The following is a 17,595-nucleotide window of genomic DNA, read 5'->3' as shown; positions in this document are numbered from 1 at the left end:
CATCAGATGCCTTTACTGTTTTCTAATTTATCCTTCTCATGCACCACATCGCCTCTTCCGTTATATGTAGTCTTTGTATACCCGATGGTTTTTCCCTCTGGGCTCACGGTCTTGGTATAATCGGCCCACGAGTTTGGGATATTTGCTGCCGGCGACCGCGCGGTAAAGGTCGCGTTGCCATCTGGACTGATTGTTATGTTGATTTTGTCTATGGAATTTGCTGGCGCCTTTCCAACAAATGACTGCAGACTGTCAACCTGCCCCGGCGTCAGATCGGGGTTTCCCGCGATCAAACCTGCTATGATTGAGGTGCGCGACTCAAATATGGCGCCGCGATTTTCGATCGGCGCGAAGCCCGGAAGCGCACCAACAGAAGGCGCGGCATTGAAGCCTTCTGGGGGCGAGATACCAGAGATCGGCGCTGCGGGTGTTGCGATTGTAGGATCAAACTGCTGCTGTGGAGGAGTAGCCAGCGGCGTTATTTTTGTAGCGCTCTCGATTGCGATCATCATTGAAATCGCAGCCGCGAGCATGGCCTGGCACCCGCCACCGGCACATGCAGCTGCAATGGCCGGCACGAAGTGCCCGTTCGGGTCGCTTTTGTTGACTGGATCGTTTTCGGAGTAAGCGTATCGGTTGGTTCCGACGCCTGGCTTGTTGGGGTCCCACCAGTCGGGGGAGATGAAGCGCGCCAGGGCCGGGTCGTAGTAGCGGGCGTTGAGGTACATCAGCCCCGTCTCGGCGTCGAAGCGCTCGCCGATGTAGCCCTTCTCCTCCCGGTGCGCCGTCGCCGCCCCCGTGCGCTCGCCGTAGGGCCGGAAGGTGAAGCGCTGCGCCGGGCCGCCCGCGGCGTCGCTGATCGCCCGCACGCTCTTCAGGTGGTCGCGGTGCAGGAAGAACGTCGCCCCGCCCACCCGCTTCACGTCCGGATGCGGGTACTTCGTCCAGGTCCCGTCCGGCCCCCGCTCCAGGTCAGGCCCGAGGTACAGCGTCTGCTGGCTCGTCGTGCCGACATGGACCCCCTTGCGCAGCCGCGCCCCGTCCGGCCCGTAGGTGAACACCACGGACTTGCCGCCCATGTAGACGCTCTTCAGCCGCCGCTCCGTGTCCCAGGTGAAGGTGCGCGTGCCGTCCGACAGCACGTTGCCGGTGGCGTCGTACAGGTAGCGCTTGCCCGCGACGAGCGTCGGCGCATGCGGCCGCGGCGATCCCGTCGCCGGGTAGACGTAGCTCCCCACCGCCGAGTTCGACGTCATGTTGAAGGCGTCGTCGTAGGTGAAGCTCTGGTTGAGCGCCGCATTGCCGCTGTTGGTGGCGCTCAGCAGCTGGTCGAGCTCGTCGTAGGCGTAGCTCCAGCTCTCCTCCGCCACCGGGTTCGCCACCGACAGGATCCGCCCGGCGGCATCGCGCGTGTAGGTCGCCGAGAACAGCTTAATTATCTAGATGATACGATATACTCTGAAGCTCTTTCGGATCCGGGAACTTTATCAAGTTTGAAAAATCGTATTTCCATATATCAAGCTCAAATAAGAACCCCGACCTGTCCAGATTGATGCTTATGTTCACGCCTACACCGTCAGCATCAATATATTCACACTCGACAACTGAATGTGAGAAACTGGCAGATTGCTCCCTCGACACGAACCGCAAACTACCCATGCCACCGTCATCAATTTCGTAAACCTTAGCCTCGTCAAGTCCTAAGCGAAGTCCTTGTAGCTGCGCGTTTCCCGCAAGCAAATGATCGACTAGCAGGCGCTCAGAATCGGTCATATTTCTTTCAACGGGGGGGGGGGGGGGCCTGACGCTTCCAACATTTATCGTCCCATCGGGTAGCTGGTGCGCACGATAGCCGACGCCTACTCCGTTTAGCGTCGCACAACACCTTGCATGTCTTGCTGCCACATGGCGCGGTGCCGAATGTGCTCCGAATTCAGAGCGAGCGACGCGCCAAGGCTGGTCCCCACCTCAGAATTCCAGCTGGGCCCGTTAAGCACACATCGCGATCCACTTAGGTCTCGATCTTTGCGCGGCTCCGCGACGTCCGCGCCCCATCCTGCTTCTTCGCATCGAGCCTGTTCGGACGCCGGATTAGCTCCTCCAGAGCAACGTCAAGCGCCACCGCCAGTTTCCACAGTGACATGACGGTGGGATTGCGCTTGCCAGCCTCGAGGCCGCTCAGATAGGCGCGCGAGAAGCCCGAGCGAAACGATAGCTCCTCCTGCGAGAAGCCCTTTTCGCGCCGCACCCTTTGCACATTGAGGCCAACGACCATGCGCATATCCATGCGGCGAGGTCGCCAGAAGGCGCATTTTGGGACGACACACTTTAGTGAACAATCGCGCGCGAGCCACAGCGGGCGGCGGCTCCGGTCGCAGCGCGCTAATTTTGCGAAGCGTCGACTTCGCCGGAATCGCTCTTGCGTCTCTGTTCTAGCCGGCCGGCGATGCCTTGCCGCCTCCGGGAAATCCCCTATCCGATCGAATGTTCACGATCGGCGATCACCTGATCTGACGAGTGACAGGACGCGCCGCCCACGGCTTTCTCGCGAAGGCGGGCAGGAGACGGCGCATGAGCAATGCACGCAACGGGAGGCGGCCAGGCTCCAACGAAGGGCGCTTAGCGGTGGGCACGGGCCGGGCCTCGGCGCATCACGGCGAACTCCTTCAGGGAGTATTCGAGGGCGCCGACGGCCGGCTGCACCGCGGGCTCATCACCCTGCCCTGCCCTCTGTTCACCAGCACCGCGACCTTCTGGCCACGCCCCGGCGGCGGCATCACCACGCGCCCAGCCGGACGCGACAAGGCATCCCGGGCGGCGACGCTGACGCTCGAGCGCCTCGGTCTGCCGCAGATCGGTGGTGAGCTCACCATCGAGAGCACCGTGCCGATGGGGCACGGCTATGGCTCGTCCACCACCGATGTCGTTGCCGCCATCCGGGCCACGGCCGCGGCTGCCCGGATCGCCTTGCGCCAGGAAACCGTCGCCGCACTCTCCGTCGCAGCCGAGACCGCGAGCGATCCACTCGCCTACGAAGGCCTCCCGGCGCTGTTCGCACAGCGGGAGGGCCTCCTCCTCGAGCTTCTCGGCCCTGCCTTCCCGCCGCTCATCATCGTTGGATGCAATGTCGCGCCGAACCGGCCGGTCGATACCCTCCTCACGGCACCGGCGCGCTACGGAAGTGACGAGATCGAGACCTTTCGGGTCCTGCGAGGACTGGCCAGACATGCCGTGGCCAAAGGCGATACCCAATTGTTGGCGAACGTCGCGACCGCCAGCGCCCGCATCAGCCAACAGCATCTGCCGAAGCCCTACTTCGACACGCTCTCCCACATCGCACGCAGCACCGGGGCCTGCGGCCTGCAGGTCGCACACAGCGGCACCCTGGTCGGCCTCCTGTTCGATGGAGCCGAAAGCCACGCACGCAGGCGCGCGGCCGAGGCCGCAAACCAGTTGGCAGCCTATGGCCTGTCGAGCGTCATCACCTATGAGCTCGGCGTCGAGGGGACGCCATGAGCGCACGTTGGCGCCACAGCTATCTCGATGGTTACGCGACGCCGCGGCTCGCGAAGCTGGCGCCCAACCTCGTCGCCGCCTGCTTTCCGCTGATGAAGCTCCTGCCGGCGCGCTTCATGCTCAACCGGGCCGAGGCGCGTGGGGAACTCATGCCCGGCGGCCACATCGTCGAGACGACATCAGGCACCTTCGGCCTTGCGCTCGCCCTGCTCGCCGCGGTGCGCGGCTATCGGCTATCGCTCGTCAGTGCCGACACGCTCCTCGATGCATCACTGCAGCGCCGGCTCGCTGCGCTCGGCGCCCGGATCGAGATCGTTCCCGACGCAGACAAGACAGGTGCGCAGCGGGCGAGGCTCGCCCGCCTCGAGGCCATTCGCAGCGGGCATCCGGAGGCATGGTGGCCGCAGCAGTACGACAATCCGGACAATCCCCGCGCCTATGCGCGCCTCGCCGAGCTCCTGGTGCGCACCCTCGGCGCCGTCGACTGCCTGGTCGGCCCGGTCGGCTCGGGTGGATCGATATGCGGCACGAGCGCCTTCCTGCGTGAGGTCTTTCCGGCGATGCGCACCGTCGCCGTCGACACGCACCGCAGTGTCCTGTTCGGGCATGCGGCCGGATCGCGGCTCCTGCGCGGCCTCGGCAACAGCCTGGTGCCTCAGAACGTCGACCATAGCGCGTTCGACGAAGTCCATTGGGTCGGCGGACTGCAGGCCTTTGCAGCAACCCGCCGGCTCCATCGTGAGCATGGCTTCTTTGCCGGACCGACGAGCGGGGCGGCAATTCTCGTCGCGAGCTGGCACGCCCGCCGGCATCCCGACCAGCTGACGGTCGTCATTCTGCCCGACGAAGGGCACCGCTATCAGGACACCGTGCACAACGACGACTGGCTGTCGGCATTGCCGGGCTGGCCCGCGGCCGAAGCAGCGGGTCCGCTGGAACTCCAGCACCTCGCACCCCTTGGCGAGGCCACCTGGACCTGCATCGCCTGGCAGCGCCGGTCCCTCGATGCGGCCCGCCGCGACTTCGGTGACGGCCTGGCACCTGACGCGCTCACCTGACGACGGGCACGAGGCGTCGCATGACAGGAACGGACAACATGAGCACGGCGGCCGCGAGAAACGCGACGCTGATCGGGCTGTGCAGGAACACGCTCGGGCTGCCGAAGCCGAGGATGAGCGCCTGCCGCGCGTTCTGCTCGAGCAATGTGCCGAGGAGAAAGGCGAGCACCAGCGGCGCGAGATCGAACCCCGCCCGCCGCAGGCCGTAGCCGAGAAAGCCGAAGACGATCATGACGGACACGTCGAACAGGCTGTTGTTGATGCTGAAGGCGCCGACGACGCAGAAGAGCAGGATGAAGGGCGTCATGAAGGCCTGCGGGACGCGCAGCAGCATGACGAAGACGCGCACGAGCGGCACGTTGAGGATGACGAGCATGACATTGCCGATAAACATGCTGGCGACGACACCCCAGAACAGGTCGGGATGCTCGGCGACGAGCCGCGGCCCCGGCGTAACGCCCTGCATGAGCAGCGCACCCATGATGACACCGATGACGGCGTTCGACGGGATACCGAGGCACAGGAGCGGGATGAAGCTCGCCTGCGCAGCGGCATTGTTGGCGCTCTCGGGACCGGCGACTCCCTCGATCGCCCCCTTGCCGAAACGCTCCGGGTGGCGCGACAGGCGCTTTTCCATGAGATAGCTGGCGAAGCTCGCGATGAGGGCACCACCGCCGGGCAACAGCCCCAGGAGGAAGCCGAGACCGCTGCCGCGGGCGATCGGGCCTGCCGAGGCCTTCCAGTCGTCACGGTTCGGCAGCAGGTCGCGCAACCGCCGCCCGACGGCTGCGATCGGTTCGGGGGGACTGATCTTCTCGGCGGCGACAAGAACCTCGCTCATCCCGAACACGCCCATGGCGAGGATCGCGATGTTGAAGCCGTCGCGCAGCTGCGGCGTGTCGAAGGTATAGCGCTCTTCGCCGGAGACGAGATCGACACCGACCGTGGCCAGGAGCAGGCCGAGACCGACCATCGCCCAGGCCCGCACCGTCGGCCCCTCGCCGATGCCCGCGACGAGGGTCAGGCCGAACAGGACAAGGGCCGCCTTCTCGACCGGCCCGAAGGCGAGCGCCGTCTCGGCGAAGGCCGGACCGAGCAAGGCGATGCCGAAGGTGGCGACGATGCCGGCGAAGAAGCTGCCGAAAGCGCTCATGCCGAGCGCCACGCCGGCGCGGCCCTGACGGGCCATCGCATAGCCGTCGAGACAGGTGATGACGCTCGCCGCCTCCCCCGGGACGCGCATGAGGATCGAGGTGAGCGAGCCACCGTACATGGCGCCGTAGTAGATGCCGGCAAGCAGGATGATGGCGCTCGTCTGGTCGAGCATGGCGGAGATCGGCAGCAGGAGGCTGACGGTCGCGGTCGGCCCGAGGCCGGGCAGAACGCCGACGGCGGTGCCGACCACGGCTCCGACGAGGGCGACGAGAAGATTGAGAGGCGAAAGGGCGATGCCCATGCCGCCGATGAGACCGGAGAATACGTCCATGGGTTCAGTCCAGAAGGCCGCGCGGCAGCGGCACGTCGAGGAGGTAACCGAACAGCGCCCAGCTGCCGGCAGCCGCCATGAGGGAGCATGTGACGGCGCTCGCCCAGGATTGGCGTTCGATCGCGCGAAGAATGACGAGGAAGACCAGAGCCGTTGCCGCCAGCGTGCCGAGGATCGCGATCAGCAACGGATAGAGGGCGATCACCGTGCCGTAGCGCAGAAATCGTCCTGCAGCGATCGGCTCGCCCCCGGCGTCATCCGGCGCGGCGATCATGGACCCGACGCCGGCGCCAAGAAGAAGAACGGCGGCGGCAAAGGGAAAGAGCCCGGCCGAGGGCCCGCCATGCCGCCAGAGACCGTAGTCGACGGCCATCGCCGCTGCCGCAGCCGCAGTGAGGCCAAGGAGTGCCGATGCAAGACGCGCCGGGGTCACGGCTTGAGCCCCATATCGGCGATCTGCTTTCCGAGCGCCTCGTAGCCCCCGTGCACGGTCCGGGTGAAGGCCGCATGGTCCTGGAAGACGGCGGTGCCGCGCATGGTGCGCAGGAACGTGCGATAGAGCTCCGTCTCCAGCATGTTGCGCAGAACCTGCTGCCACCATTCGATGGCGGCTGGCGGCGTGCCGGCTGGACCAAAGAGGCCGTAGGAAGCGGGGATCGAAACGGGATAGCCACGGCTCCTGAAGGTCGGGATGCCGGGCGCACCCGGGATCGGCTCGGGCCCCGTCTCGATCAGCAGGCGCACGCTGCCGGCGTCGAGATGCGGCCCGTAATCCGAGGAGACGACGGCGTCGATATGGCCGCCGAGGAGCGCCGTGATGGCTTCGGCGCCGCCGGAGAAGGGGACGAAGGTCGCGCTCACCCCTTCCCGGAGGAAGGCAGCTTCCGTCGCGATATGGGCCACCCCTCTTGGCGCGGCCGTCGCCCAACGCAGCCGGCCGGGATTGGCGCGGCCATGGGCGAGCACGTCGTCCCAGCTGCCGAACGGGCTGTCGCTCCGGACGAAGAACGGAATGGCGATGGCGACGTAGCTTGCGATGTAGGTGAAGTCCTTCAAGGGATCGTAGGGCACCTTCTGCAGATGCGGAGCGACAAGGATCGGACTTGCCGAATAGAGGGACAACGTCGCGCCATCCGCTCTGGCGCGGGCGAGCTGATCGGCCGCAAGCGTTCCGCCGGCGCCGGGCCGGAAGTCGAGGCCCACGGCCACCTTATGACTGGCGCGGGCATGATCGGCGGCAACACGCGCGGCGAGATCCCCTGCCCCACCGGCTGCAAAGCCGACCGTGATGGTGATCCCGCCTGATGGATAGGCTTCGGCTGCCGCTACCTGAGAGAGGCTCAAACCGCCGGCTGAGAGTGCGGCGGTGATCAGAAGGTCGCGTCGGTTCATGGGTCCCCTCATTCTTGTTCATGGTCGCAACGCTGATGTCGGCCTCGGCGCGGTCAGCCGGTATCGGTGGCCTGGGCGACATGCCGGAGGGCCTCGGCGGCATCGTCGAAGCCCGTGCCGAACCCCTTGCGCGGCCGCGACAGCTCGATGTCCTTGAGCCCACTGGCCGTGGCGATGGCCACGACGGTATCGCCAGCCCCGATCGTGCCGTTGCGGCGCAGGAGGCTGATGGCGGCGAGCGGCGTGACAGAGGACAGTTCGGCGAACATCCCATCGAGCGAGGCGAGATCCTCCTGGAGCGCCAGAAGTCCTTCGTTGCCGACCGGGATGGCGAGGCCATCGGATTCCCGCAGCGCCGCGAGTGCCTGATAGGCGCTGCGGGAGGCGCCGAGCGACACGGCAAGCGTGGCAAAGCGCGCGCCGACGTCCGGCACACTGTCCTCCTGCCGTGCGAGGGCGGCAGCGAGCGAGCCATGCACCTCGGCCGCCACGAGCCGTGGCAGCCGATCGACCCGCCCGTGATCGCGCAGTTCCTGGAACCCCCGCCACAAGCCGGCCAGCGCATCCCCGTAGCAGACGGGAACCACACACCAGTCCGGCGCACGGCCGTCGAGCTGCTCGGCGAGCTCGTAGGCGAGCGTCTTGTAGCCTTCGATGCCGATCGGATGGCTGCCGACCACCGGCGCGCGGAAGGGGGAGGTGACGAACCAGCCATGTCGCTCCATGCCCTCAGCAAGGACCTGCCAGCGGTCGGCCTTGCGGCGCATGGGCACGATGATGGCGCCGTATTTGCGCGCCTGGTCGATCATGGTCCCGGCCGTCCCGGCGAATGTGACGACGACAGCAGTGAGGCCCGCGCGGGCGGCATAGGCCGCGAGCGACGCCCCGGCATTGCCCGAGGAACTGGTGGCGACGACGCGCGCGCCCAAGCTGCGCGCGGCCGAGACCGCCACGGTGGAGAAGCGGTCCTTGTGCGACCAGGTGGGATTGCGCGTCTCGTCCTTCACGTAGAGATCGGTGAGGCCGAGCCGGGCGCCGATCCCGGGCACCGGCACCAGTGGCGTCAGTCCTTCGCCGAGCGAGACGGCGTCGGCTTCGTCAACCGGCAGCATGGCGGCGTAGCGCCACAGCGACGGCAGGCAGCAGGGGGACTGGGACGCGGCCTCGTGACCTTCCACAGGGCCCGGATAAATTACCTGCAAGTTCACTGGCGCGGTCGCCGCGCAGTGGGGACAGCCACGCGAGTCGATCGCAATGTCCGGGCCGAAGCGCGCGGCGCAGCGCGGACAGACGAATCCGTCGAAGCGCAGCATCAGCCGACCACCCTGATATCGCCGGCGGTGGTCATGAGGCTTTCGACACCGTCGGCGCGGACGACGACCATGTCCTCGACTTGCAGGCCCCAGCGGCCGAGCACGTAGTAGGGCGTCTCCACGCACAGCACCATGCCCTCCTCGATGACGTCGGGACTGCCGGGCGACAGGTCGGGCGCATCGTAGCCATCGAGGCCGATACCGTGGCCGACATGATTACGGGCATAGTCCGGAATGCCGGACCGCCGCACCGTCTCGACCGTCACCTCGAACACCGTGGCAGCCCGCACGCCGGGCCTGATGATCTCGCAGGCACGCTCCACTCCGGCGAGCAGCGCCCTGTGGCAACGGAGGATCTCGGCATCGGGCTCACCCAGCGTGGCGATGCGTGCGATATCGGCCCGGTAGTGACAGTAGCGGCCCCCGACGTCGAAGCGAATGACATCACCATGCGCGAGGCGACGCTCGGAAGGCTGGACATTCATCAGGGCGCTGCGTGGACCGAAGCCGATGCAGCCGAGCACCGGCAGGGCATCGTCCTCGACGGTACGCGTGTGAAAGGCGCGCGCGAGCTCGAGCTCCGTCACACCCTCACGAGCAATCGCCAGGGCTGCGGCTATGGAGCGTTCGGCGATCTCCGCGGCCCGCCGCAGGCGCGCCACCTCCTCCTCCGTCTTCACGGCCCGCACCTTGCGCAGCAGCGACGCGGCGGGAACGAGCGTCGCTGCCGGCAGACGCTTCTGCAGCCGATCCCAGTACCCCGGCAGAAGGCCGAGTTCGTCGACGCCGATACGCGCGCGTGCCAGTCCGGCGTCCGTGATCGCGGCGACGAGGGCTGACAGGGCATCGCCGTCATCCGGCAACTCATGCAACGCGCGCTGCCGCGCGCTTGTTGGATCAAGTTCGCCCTCGTCCGAGACCACGCTGAAGTCGCCGAAGCGCCGTACGCGCTCCACCCAAGCGTCCTGATCAGCCACCAGATCGAGGGTCGCCGTGCTCGCGACGATGACCGGCTCGCCGTGCCCTGCGACCGGCCACAGGGCATAGGCCTGGGGTCCCCGGCGGATCCACTGCGTCATGGCCCAGAAGCCGCTTGTGTAGGTAACATTCTCCGGCGCCGTCGCGACAACGGCGGCGAGATCGTCTCGCTTCATGCACGCCGTAAGGCGCGCCTCGTTGAGCAACATGGAACGGGTCCCTATGCGTGTGGGGTTGAAGGGCCACGAAAGCCGAGGCGGAAGGAAATCCGTGCGGCGGCGGCCATGACGAGCGGCGCGACGATTGTCGTGGTCAGCGACGGCTCGAGCGCACGCGGATAGGCGACGCTGATCGCCGCCACGACGGTGCCGGCGGCGTCACAGATCCCCGCCCCCACCGAGACGATGCCCGGCAGGTTCTCCTCAACGGAGGTGGCGTGACCCGCCATGCGCGCCTTGCGCAACTGGGCCAGAAGCCGTTCCGGATCGGTCACGGTGCGCGCCGTCTTCGCCTCCAGCGGCTCAGACCCGAGAATCTGGAGCACCTGCGCATCGTCGAGGGCGGCGAGCAGAGCCTTGCCAAGCGCCGTGCTATGCAGGGCAAGTGGGTCACCGGGCGTCGCCCTGACGACGAGCGGGCCGTCGCTCTGCACCGCGATGAGATAGATGCCGCGACCGCCGCGCCGCACGCCGAGGAAGCCGTTGAGGTGATGGTCGCGTGCGAGCTGCCGCAGCTCCACAAGGGCCGCCTCGAGCATCGGGCCCTGGCGGATGACGTGATGCGCCAGCGCGAGGGCCGCATGGCCGAGCCTGTAACGTTTCGTCGCGGGATCCTGCTCGACATAGCCCCAGTCCCCGAGCGTGTTCATCAGGCGCTGGATGACCGCTGCGCTCAAGCTGCAGCGCCGCGCAATCTCCCGCACACCCAGCGGATCGGGATCATCCGACAGTATCTTCAATATGTTGAGGCCGCGTTCGAGCGACTGACTGCCCGTCACGAACGTTCCCTTTATCGGAACAGTGTTTCGTTCAATGACGAGATGCAATCCGACTTGCCGACGCGTGTCAATGCAAAATGTTCACTATAGTGTGTCGTCACATAGTGCGCGTCGTGGCGACCGTTCGGCATGGACGTTCGCGCGCTCGTCGGAATCAACGTGCTGCGGCTCCGGCGCGATCGGGGTCTGACACAGCTTGAACTGTCGCTGCAGTCAGGCTTCACGCGCGCCTATCTGAGCGGCCTTGAGGCCGGCAAACGCAACCCCAGGCTCCTGTCCCTCGACCGGCTGGCGGCATCGCTCGGCGTCACCGTGGAGGATCTGGTGCGCCGCCCCCAGACTGCGGCTGACAGAGTGCGTCGCATTGCCGGCACATCTGACGATCGCGAGGCCCCGCCGTAAGCGATGCAGATGCGCGCGGGCCGGCGGCCAGCCCCCGTCGCTCCAGCGGGGAATTCGATAGGCGGTATGCACAAAAGCGCGCCAAATTACACTGTCGTGTACATAAGATCGCCAGCTATTGCACACGCCGATCGTCGGAGATTATTTGACCGTCGGCATCAGATTATTGCACCGGCTGCCATGACGCCGACGGACGCGGTCGACAGCAATCTCCTCGAAGAACTCCTCGCGATTGGGGAGAGTGGCAGTCCGAAGCTTGTCAAAAGGCACTTCGGCATTCTGTTGCGGCGCTACGGCGTCGATTGCTGGCTCGTCACCGATCTGCAACCCCAGTCGATAGCCAACTGGCAAAACGGCATCCTGGTGAACGCATGGCCGGATGCCTGGTACCGCCGCTATATCGCCGCCGGGCACTATCGCCGCGATCCCTGCGTCGCGCGCAGCCTGAGGAGCCCGCGGCCCTTCGCGTGGCGTGAGCTCGAAAGAGAGATGGCGCAAGACGCCGCCGGCCGCCGGGTCATGGCGGAAGCCCGCGACTTCGGGCTCAAGCAGGGCATCTGCGTGCCGCTGCACATCCCGGGCGGCCCCTCGGCAGTCGTAACGATGGCGGGAGAAGCCGTCGACGACTCTCCGGGCGCGGATCGCGTCCTGCATCTTGCCGCCTTGAGCGCTTTCTGGTCGCTCACGGGCATCCGGAAGCCAATCGCAAGGCCTAGCCGCTTCGAACCCTCCGACCTGACACGTCGCGAATGCGAGGTTTTGCAATGGACTGCGGCCGGCAAGACCGCCTGGGAGGTCGGGCAGATCCTCGGCATCGCCGAGACGACGGCCATCTCGCACCTACGCAACGCCCGAAGGAAGCTCGGCGCGGCAAACGTCGTCCACGCCGTGGCCGAAGCATTACGCCTCAACCGTATACAGCTGTAGGCCGGCACACCGGGTGCAACTCCTCAGATCTGGGGATGGAGTCCCGTTCCGCCGCGCCCCATAGAATCGGAGGTCGAGGGAGCTGACCTCCATGTTCCGCATTCATGCCGTATCGGGCGATAATCAGGCGTGCTTCGCCGATCAGCTGGAACAGTATTTCCGGATCCGCCATGAGATCTACGTCGGCGAGCGCGGCTGGTCAGATGTCGCCCGCCCCGACGGACGGGAGATCGACCAGTTCGACACGGATAGCGCGATTCATCTCCTCGGCATGCATCCGTCTCTCGGACTGGTCGCCGGCTCGCGTCTCGTGCCGACACTTGCCCCGCACCTTCTCAGCGACGTCTTTCCGCAGCTTGCCCCAAACGGCATACCTCGCGCCGAGGACGCGTTCGAATGGACGCGGATCTTCGTCGTCCCGGCACTGCGCGAGCCCGGCCGGCCGAGCCGGGCCGCCGGCATGGTCTATTGCGGCATTTTGGAATTCTGCCTGTCGCGCGGGATCCGGCGGCTGAGCGTCGTCTGCGAGACCTACTGGCTCCCTCGCCTCGCCAATCTCGGCTGGCGGCCGCAACGCCTCGGTCCGGCGATCTGGCACAAGGGCGAGGAGATCATGGGTCTGATCCTGGACATGACCGAGGACGCGCTGATGCGCACACGGGCGTTCTACGGCATCACTCGCCCCGTGCTGGCGACGAAAGCACCGGCCTGTCCTGCGGCCCGCCTAGAGCGTGGCGCTTGCTGAGATGCGGCCTGCCATGCCACCCGAACACCGCTTCCCATCGCAGTTCGACGGCGATCTCGGCCGCATGACCGCATACAGGTATCTTACGGCAGCCGCCCAGAACGGCAGCTTCCGGCGCGCAGCGGAGGCACTTGGCATTCGCCAGTCGACCATCAGCCGATCCGTGCGGGCTATGGAAGACCGGCTGGGCGTGTCCCTCTTCCACCGCGGGACCGCGGGCATCCGCCTTACCAATGCCGGCAGGCGCTTCCTCGACGAGGTCCTGCCGGCGATCGAGCAGCTTGCGCTGGCTGCGGTTTCTGCGGCGGCCGCCGGGCGAGCGGCGGTCGGCTCCCTGCGCATTGGCACCTTTCCGGGCGCGTTCGGCGGTCTTTTCGGGCAGATCATGCGCAGCTTCGCGGCTCAATATCCGGATGTGCTCATCACCATCGAGGACGAGCAATGCGACGGCGATCTCGGGCGCCTTCAGCGGCGTCGGCTCGACATCGGCTTCATGGCCAGCCCAACTCCAGTCCCGGGATGTGAGGTCGTGGAACTGTGGCGCGAGCCGTTGTTCGTGGCCCTGCCGCCCGAGCACGTCCTTGCCGCTCGTGACCTGATCGACTGGAAGGCCCTGCGGCAAGAAGCCTTCCTCGTCACGAAGAGAGACCCAGGCCCGGCGATCCGGAATCACATCGTCACGCGAACGCATGGAACGGCGAGCGTGCCGGACGTCGCGCTCTGCTCCGTTTCGCCAGGAACGCTGCTCCATCTCGTCAGCCTCGGACAGGGGATCACGCTCGTGCCGGCATCCTGGACGGACGTGCAAACGGCCGGGATCCTCTGCCGGCCTCTGGCGGACAGCACGGAGGCCCTGCCTGTCCGGGCCGTATGGTCAGCGCGGAATGACAATCCGGCTTTGCGGCGTTTCCTTTCCGTCGCCCATATGCTTGCCGGGCAGCACAGGCGCGGCACGTCCGACTGGTCGGGGAGACTGCCCATCGCCGCCTCTGGGCCTAGGCCTACCCACCAGTGACGTAAACGCCCTGTACTATGCCCCCAATCCGCATGTGCTCACGTAGGCTGTTCGGGACATTGCCGTCCATCTCATTGGGAAGCGATCGATATTTCGGCCTTTCTGCTCGCGAGAGCGTCGTGACGATGATCAGCTTCTATTCGAGCCTGTGCATCTCCCAGGTCCAAATCCGCCGGCACGGGCGCCGTGCTGGCTCGTCCGATTTGCGCGCTACAGTACGATATTCCCGCATTCCTCGTGCGGGAGGCTTCCATCGTGCCAACTATCGCCTTCTTTTGATCAGAAGAACTCGATGGGAGACGTGAAATGAAACCAGCATCAACGAACCTAACATTACGACGGACGATCCGACGTCATGAATTGCGCGGCATGGTACCCTTGGCCGACAGCACCATCTACGAGATGGAGCAGCGGGGCGAATTCCCGAGACGCTTTGCCCTGTCGCCCCGCTGCATTGTCTGGGATCTCGCGGAGGTCCAGGCTTGGCTGGAGAGCCGCCGCGCATCACCGGTCATCCGAGCGAAGCACCCGGACGTGCGACAGCGGAAAACCCGCCCTGTCAAAGCGCGGGATCAAGTTCGAGCAACGTCATAGCGGGCGGCACAAGGACCGGGACGCGCTTGCTGCCTTCCACCCAAGCGTCGATGATATCTGCCCACTCCTGCAGCATATGGCGACGCTGAACTTCGTACTCCGCCTTGTTGTAGACTCCGCGAGATGATCGGCCGTCCTCGTGGGCGAGGCATTTCTCGATCCAGTCGCTGTTGAAGCCGAGTTCATTCAAGAGCGTCGATCCGGTTCGCCTCAGGTCGTGGACCGTAAACGGCTCAAGAGGGAGCCCCTCCTTCTTCGCCTGCTCGACCACCGAGTAAGTCACTCGGTTGAACGTCGCTCGCGACATCGGCGCGTCAGCGTCGTAGCGCGACGGAAAGAGATACCGCGAATTGCCCGAACAGGTCTTGAGGGCAACCATGATGTCCAAGGCCTGCCGAGAGAGATAGACATTGTGAGGCTTTGAGCGCTTCATTCTCTCCTTTGGGATGGTCCAGACAGCGTTCTCGAAATCCACCTCGTCCCATACCGCGTCCTGCAGCTCGCTCTTCCGCACCATCGTCAGGAGGTAGAGCTTCATACCTAGCCGGATGGTCGGCAGCGTAGGAACGTGTTCGAGCTGCTTGAGCATGATGCGAATTTCGGCTGGCGACAGCGCGCGGTCTCTCGGCGCGAACTTCGCGATCGCGGCGGGTCCAACCTCATCCGCCGGGTTAGGCACCTTCTCTCCGTGCAGGATCGCGAACCCGTAGATCTGCTTCAGGATGTCCCGCACATGGATCGCCGTTGCCGGAGCGCCGCGCTCGACGATCTTGGCGCAGTGCGCTCGCAGATCGTCAGGCGTGATTTCCGTCAGCAGGCGATTGCGCCAGACCGGGAGCAGCTCACGCTCGAAGATGGCACGGCGCATCGCCCGGGTGCTATCCGCCATCGGAGCGTTCACCAGCCATTTCACTCCGAACTGGCCGAAGCTCTTGGCTTCTTTCAGGCGGCGCTTCTCGCGCTGCTTCTCGATCGCCGGTGAACGCCCCTCTCTGATCGCCCGCCGTGCATCCAGACATAGCTCCCGCGCCCGCGCGAGCGAAATGCCATCACGCCCATACTTGCCGAGATAGACCGTCTCGCGCCGCCCATTTATCCGGTAATCCAGCCGGAAGGATATCTGCCCTGACGGCATGACGCGGACATACATGCCGTCGCGATCCGCGACCTTGTAGATTTTGTCCTTTGGCCTCAAGGCCTTAAGCGCAGCGTCCGTGAGCATTCTCGTGCCACCCTCGAAAAGTACCGTCACGCGGTTTTTGCGAGGCCCCGGCGAGATAAAGTACGCTATTACAATGGCTTAAGCCAAAAAAAGTACCGTCACGAGCCTCATTTCCCGTGACGGTACTTTCAAAATCAGCAGGGATCAACATGGGCAAGGGCCGTCAGCCGTGACGGTACATGCGATCTATGCCCACCGATAGGTATCGATAGGCACCATCGTAAAAATTATTTTGAATCAGTTGCTTATGTCGAACTCTGGCGTAAAATCGGCGGCGTTCGGATGGGCCTGAATCATTCCCACTCGATCGTTCCCGGCGGCTTCGAGGTCACGTCGTAGGTGACGCGGTTGATGCCGCGCACCTCGTTGATGATGCGGGTGGCGACGCGGCCGAGGAAGGCCATGTCGAAGGGGTAGAAGTCGGCCGTCATGCCGTCGACGGAGGTGACGGCGCGCAGGGCGCAGACATAGTCGTAGGTGCGGTAGTCGCCCATCACGCCCACGGTGCGCACCGGCAGGAGCACGGCGAAGGCCTGCCAGATGGCGTCGTAGAGGCCGGCGCGGCGGATCTCCTCGAGGTAGACGGCGTCGGCCTGGCGCAGGATCTCGAGCTTCTCCCGCGTGATCTCGCCGGGGCAGCGGATGGCGAGGCCCGGCCCCGGGAAGGGGTGGCGGCCGACGAAGCCTTCGGGCAGGCCGAGCTCGCGGCCGAGCGCCCTCACCTCGTCCTTGAACAATTCGCGCAGCGGCTCCACGAGCTTCATGTTCATGCGCTCGGGCAGGCCGCCGACGTTGTGGTGGCTCTTGATGGTGACCGACGGGCCGCCGGTGAAGGAGACGCTCTCGATGACGTCGGGATAGAGCGTGCCCTGGGCGAGGAAGTCGGCGCCGCCAATCTTCGTGGCCTCGGCCTCGAAGACGTCGATGAACAGGCGGCCGATGGTCTTGCGCTTGACCTCCGGGTCGGTGACGCCCTCGAGCTCCTTCAGGAAGAGCTCCTCGGCCTCCACATGCACGAGCGGGATGTTGTAGCTGTCGCGGAAGAGGGTCACCACCCGCTCGGCCTCGCCGAGGCGCAGGAGGCCGTGGTCGACGAAGACGCAGGTCAGCTGGTCGCCGATCGCCTCGTGGATCAGCACCGCCGCGACGGCGGAATCGACACCGCCGGAGAGGCCGCAGATGACCCGGCCGGAGCCCACCTGGGCGCGGATCTTCGCGATCGCCTCGGCCCGATAGGCGGCCATCGTCCAGTCGGGCGTGCAGCCGCAGATGTCGACGACGAAGTTGCGCAGCAGCCTGCCGCCGTCGGGCGTATGCACCACCTCGGGGTGGAACATCGTCGAATAGAAACGCCGCGCCTCGTCCGAGGCGACCGCGAAGGGCGCGTTCTCGGACGTCGCCTTGACGGAGAAGCCGGCCGGCAGCTCGGTGACCCGGTCGCCGTGGCTCATCCACACGGGATAGCGGCCGCCCTTGTCCCAGATGCCCTGGAACAGCGCCGAGGGAGCGACGATCTCGACGTCGGCGCGGCCGAACTCGGCGGCATGGCCGCCCTCGACGCGCCCGCCGAGCTGGTGCGCCATCGTCTGCTGGCCGTAGCAGATGCCGAGGAGCGGAATGCCGGCCGAGAACACCTCCTGAGGCGCCCGGGGCGAGCCTTCATCCGGCACCGACGCCGGCCCGCCGGAGAAGATGACGCCCTTCGGCCGCATGCGGGCGAAGGCCTCGGCCGCGGACTGGAAGGGCGCGATCTCGCAATAGACGCCGATTTCGCGCACGCGGCGCGCGATGAGCTGCGTGACCTGACTGCCGAAATCGATGATCAGGATCTTGTCGTGATCGGCGGTCGGGGCGGAGGAGGTGTCGTGAGGAGCCGTCATGGACATGGCGTTAATGGATCAGGGGGCGGGGCGCAACGGGCGCGGCAGGGAATAACACATGTGCGTGCGG

Annotated in this window: 18 protein-coding genes; 7 read left to right on the top strand and 11 right to left on the bottom strand. The window is 65.8% G+C overall.

Going from position 1 to position 17,595, the window contains the following annotated elements; all coding sequences use genetic code 11:
- Positions 1 to 2: 2 nt before the first annotated feature.
- The 3 genes from AL346_RS15250 to AL346_RS15245 form a co-directional block, all read right to left on the bottom strand.
- The gene (locus AL346_RS15250; protein ID WP_256374269.1) at positions 3 to 1,430 is read right to left on the bottom strand and encodes an RHS repeat domain-containing protein; all 1,428 of its coding nucleotides are present in this window, start codon (positions 1,428 to 1,430) and stop codon (positions 3 to 5) included.
- Position 1,431: 1 nt separating this feature from the next.
- Positions 1,432 to 1,773 (bottom strand): hypothetical protein, encoded by a 342-nt coding sequence (locus tag AL346_RS25100; protein WP_156332766.1) that lies wholly within the window; start codon positions 1,771 to 1,773, stop codon positions 1,432 to 1,434.
- Positions 1,774 to 2,011: 238 nt separating this feature from the next.
- Positions 2,012 to 2,275 carry a helix-turn-helix transcriptional regulator gene (locus tag AL346_RS15245; protein ID WP_019401970.1) on the bottom strand — a complete coding sequence of 88 codons (264 nt, stop codon included), beginning with the start codon at positions 2,273 to 2,275 and terminating at the stop codon, positions 2,012 to 2,014.
- A gap of 296 nt (positions 2,276 to 2,571) precedes the next feature.
- On the opposite strand from AL346_RS15245, the gene AL346_RS15240 reads away from it, so the two are divergent.
- Positions 2,572 to 3,516, top strand: a complete 945-nt coding sequence (locus AL346_RS15240) for a kinase (RefSeq protein WP_082312530.1) — start codon at positions 2,572 to 2,574, stop codon at positions 3,514 to 3,516.
- The gene (locus AL346_RS15235) at positions 3,513 to 4,574 is read left to right on the top strand and encodes a PLP-dependent cysteine synthase family protein (protein WP_019401968.1); all 1,062 of its coding nucleotides are present in this window, start codon (positions 3,513 to 3,515) and stop codon (positions 4,572 to 4,574) included. The genes AL346_RS15240 and AL346_RS15235 overlap by 4 nt, the downstream gene beginning before the upstream one ends.
- On the opposite strand, the gene AL346_RS15230 is transcribed toward AL346_RS15235, so the two are convergent.
- The 6 genes from AL346_RS15230 to AL346_RS15205 are packed head-to-tail and all read right to left on the bottom strand — an operon-like array spanning position 4,567 to position 10,740.
- The gene (locus AL346_RS15230) at positions 4,567 to 6,060 is read right to left on the bottom strand and encodes a tripartite tricarboxylate transporter permease (RefSeq protein ID WP_019401967.1); all 1,494 of its coding nucleotides are present in this window, start codon (positions 6,058 to 6,060) and stop codon (positions 4,567 to 4,569) included. The genes AL346_RS15235 and AL346_RS15230 overlap by 8 nt on opposite strands.
- A gap of 4 nt (positions 6,061 to 6,064) precedes the next feature.
- Positions 6,065 to 6,493 (bottom strand): tripartite tricarboxylate transporter TctB family protein, encoded by a 429-nt coding sequence (locus tag AL346_RS15225; protein ID WP_256374256.1) that lies wholly within the window; start codon positions 6,491 to 6,493, stop codon positions 6,065 to 6,067.
- The gene (locus tag AL346_RS15220) at positions 6,490 to 7,452 is read right to left on the bottom strand and encodes a tripartite tricarboxylate transporter substrate binding protein (protein ID WP_026015105.1); all 963 of its coding nucleotides are present in this window, start codon (positions 7,450 to 7,452) and stop codon (positions 6,490 to 6,492) included. Before AL346_RS15220 ends, AL346_RS15225 begins: the two co-directional genes overlap by 4 nt.
- A 53-nt stretch (positions 7,453 to 7,505) precedes the next feature.
- A complete protein-coding gene (locus tag AL346_RS15215) occupies positions 7,506 to 8,765 on the bottom strand; it encodes a threonine synthase (RefSeq protein ID WP_082312529.1) in 1,260 nt (419 codons plus the stop codon).
- Positions 8,765 to 9,952: a Xaa-Pro peptidase family protein gene (locus AL346_RS15210; protein ID WP_026015103.1), complete on the bottom strand. Its 1,188-nt coding sequence runs from the start codon at positions 9,950 to 9,952 to the stop codon at positions 8,765 to 8,767. The genes AL346_RS15215 and AL346_RS15210 overlap by 1 nt, the downstream gene beginning before the upstream one ends.
- 11 nt (positions 9,953 to 9,963) lie before the next feature.
- Positions 9,964 to 10,740: an IclR family transcriptional regulator gene (locus AL346_RS15205; protein WP_019401962.1), complete on the bottom strand. Its 777-nt coding sequence runs from the start codon at positions 10,738 to 10,740 to the stop codon at positions 9,964 to 9,966.
- 129 nt (positions 10,741 to 10,869) lie between these two features.
- Between AL346_RS15205 and AL346_RS15200 the strand changes: the two genes are divergently transcribed.
- From AL346_RS15200 to AL346_RS24695, 5 genes are all read left to right on the top strand, one after another.
- Positions 10,870 to 11,142 (top strand): helix-turn-helix domain-containing protein, encoded by a 273-nt coding sequence (locus tag AL346_RS15200; RefSeq protein ID WP_019401961.1) that lies wholly within the window; start codon positions 10,870 to 10,872, stop codon positions 11,140 to 11,142.
- Positions 11,143 to 11,322: 180 nt separating this feature from the next.
- Positions 11,323 to 12,069: a LuxR family transcriptional regulator gene (locus tag AL346_RS15195; protein ID WP_019401960.1), complete on the top strand. Its 747-nt coding sequence runs from the start codon at positions 11,323 to 11,325 to the stop codon at positions 12,067 to 12,069.
- Positions 12,070 to 12,160: 91 nt separating this feature from the next.
- Positions 12,161 to 12,814, top strand: coding sequence for an acyl-homoserine-lactone synthase (locus AL346_RS15190; RefSeq protein WP_019401959.1), 654 nt, complete (start codon positions 12,161 to 12,163; stop codon positions 12,812 to 12,814).
- Between the two features lie 13 nt (positions 12,815 to 12,827).
- Positions 12,828 to 13,829, top strand: coding sequence for a LysR family transcriptional regulator (locus tag AL346_RS15185; RefSeq protein WP_197286569.1), 1,002 nt, complete (start codon positions 12,828 to 12,830; stop codon positions 13,827 to 13,829).
- A gap of 306 nt (positions 13,830 to 14,135) precedes the next feature.
- Positions 14,136 to 14,423 carry an AlpA family transcriptional regulator gene (locus AL346_RS24695; RefSeq protein WP_082312527.1) on the top strand — a complete coding sequence of 96 codons (288 nt, stop codon included), beginning with the start codon at positions 14,136 to 14,138 and terminating at the stop codon, positions 14,421 to 14,423.
- Here the strand turns inward: AL346_RS24695 and AL346_RS15180 are convergent.
- Together AL346_RS15180 and guaA are read right to left on the bottom strand one after the other, a co-directional pair.
- Complete coding sequence (locus AL346_RS15180) at positions 14,389 to 15,645, bottom strand: site-specific integrase (RefSeq protein WP_019401956.1); 1,257 nt, start codon at positions 15,643 to 15,645, stop codon at positions 14,389 to 14,391. The genes AL346_RS24695 and AL346_RS15180 overlap by 35 nt on opposite strands.
- A 293-nt stretch (positions 15,646 to 15,938) precedes the next feature.
- On the bottom strand, positions 15,939 to 17,525 hold the full coding sequence (guaA, locus tag AL346_RS15175; protein WP_040404248.1) for a glutamine-hydrolyzing GMP synthase: 1,587 nt from the start codon (positions 17,523 to 17,525) through the stop codon (positions 15,939 to 15,941).
- Positions 17,526 to 17,595 lie beyond the last annotated feature (70 nt).

Origin of the sequence: Chelatococcus sp. CO-6 (genome assembly GCF_001271345.1) — a bacterium.
GTDB lineage: Bacteria > Pseudomonadota > Alphaproteobacteria > Rhizobiales > Beijerinckiaceae > Chelatococcus_A > Chelatococcus_A caeni.
The sequence above is the reverse complement of the archived record's forward strand: the minus strand, read 5'-3'. Positions and strand labels throughout refer to the sequence as shown.

Bases quoted from the DNA above. Each gene is read 5' to 3' on its own strand.
- AL346_RS25100 (WP_156332766.1), bottom strand. From the start codon at position 1,773: ATGACCGATTCTGAGCGCCTGCTAGTCGATCATTTGCTTGCGGGAAAC.
- AL346_RS15195 (WP_019401960.1), top strand. From the start codon at position 11,323: ATGACGCCGACGGACGCGGTCGACAGCAATCTCCTCGAAGAACTCCTC.
- AL346_RS15230 (WP_019401967.1), bottom strand. From the start codon at position 6,060: ATGGACGTATTCTCCGGTCTCATCGGCGGCATGGGCATCGCCCTTTCG.
- AL346_RS24695 (WP_082312527.1), top strand. From the start codon at position 14,136: ATGAAACCAGCATCAACGAACCTAACATTACGACGGACGATCCGACGT.
- AL346_RS15190 (WP_019401959.1), top strand. From the start codon at position 12,161: ATGTTCCGCATTCATGCCGTATCGGGCGATAATCAGGCGTGCTTCGCC.
- AL346_RS15245 (WP_019401970.1), bottom strand. From the start codon at position 2,275: ATGGTCGTTGGCCTCAATGTGCAAAGGGTGCGGCGCGAAAAGGGCTTC.
- AL346_RS15240 (WP_082312530.1), top strand. From the start codon at position 2,572: ATGAGCAATGCACGCAACGGGAGGCGGCCAGGCTCCAACGAAGGGCGC.
- AL346_RS15220 (WP_026015105.1), bottom strand. From the start codon at position 7,452: ATGAACCGACGCGACCTTCTGATCACCGCCGCACTCTCAGCCGGCGGT.
- AL346_RS15185 (WP_197286569.1), top strand. From the start codon at position 12,828: ATGCCACCCGAACACCGCTTCCCATCGCAGTTCGACGGCGATCTCGGC.
- AL346_RS15210 (WP_026015103.1), bottom strand. From the start codon at position 9,952: ATGTTGCTCAACGAGGCGCGCCTTACGGCGTGCATGAAGCGAGACGAT.
- guaA (WP_040404248.1), bottom strand. From the start codon at position 17,525: ATGACGGCTCCTCACGACACCTCCTCCGCCCCGACCGCCGATCACGAC.
- AL346_RS15200 (WP_019401961.1), top strand. From the start codon at position 10,870: ATGGACGTTCGCGCGCTCGTCGGAATCAACGTGCTGCGGCTCCGGCGC.
- AL346_RS15180 (WP_019401956.1), bottom strand. From the start codon at position 15,645: ATGCTCACGGACGCTGCGCTTAAGGCCTTGAGGCCAAAGGACAAAATC.
- AL346_RS15235 (WP_019401968.1), top strand. From the start codon at position 3,513: ATGAGCGCACGTTGGCGCCACAGCTATCTCGATGGTTACGCGACGCCG.
- AL346_RS15215 (WP_082312529.1), bottom strand. From the start codon at position 8,765: ATGCTGCGCTTCGACGGATTCGTCTGTCCGCGCTGCGCCGCGCGCTTC.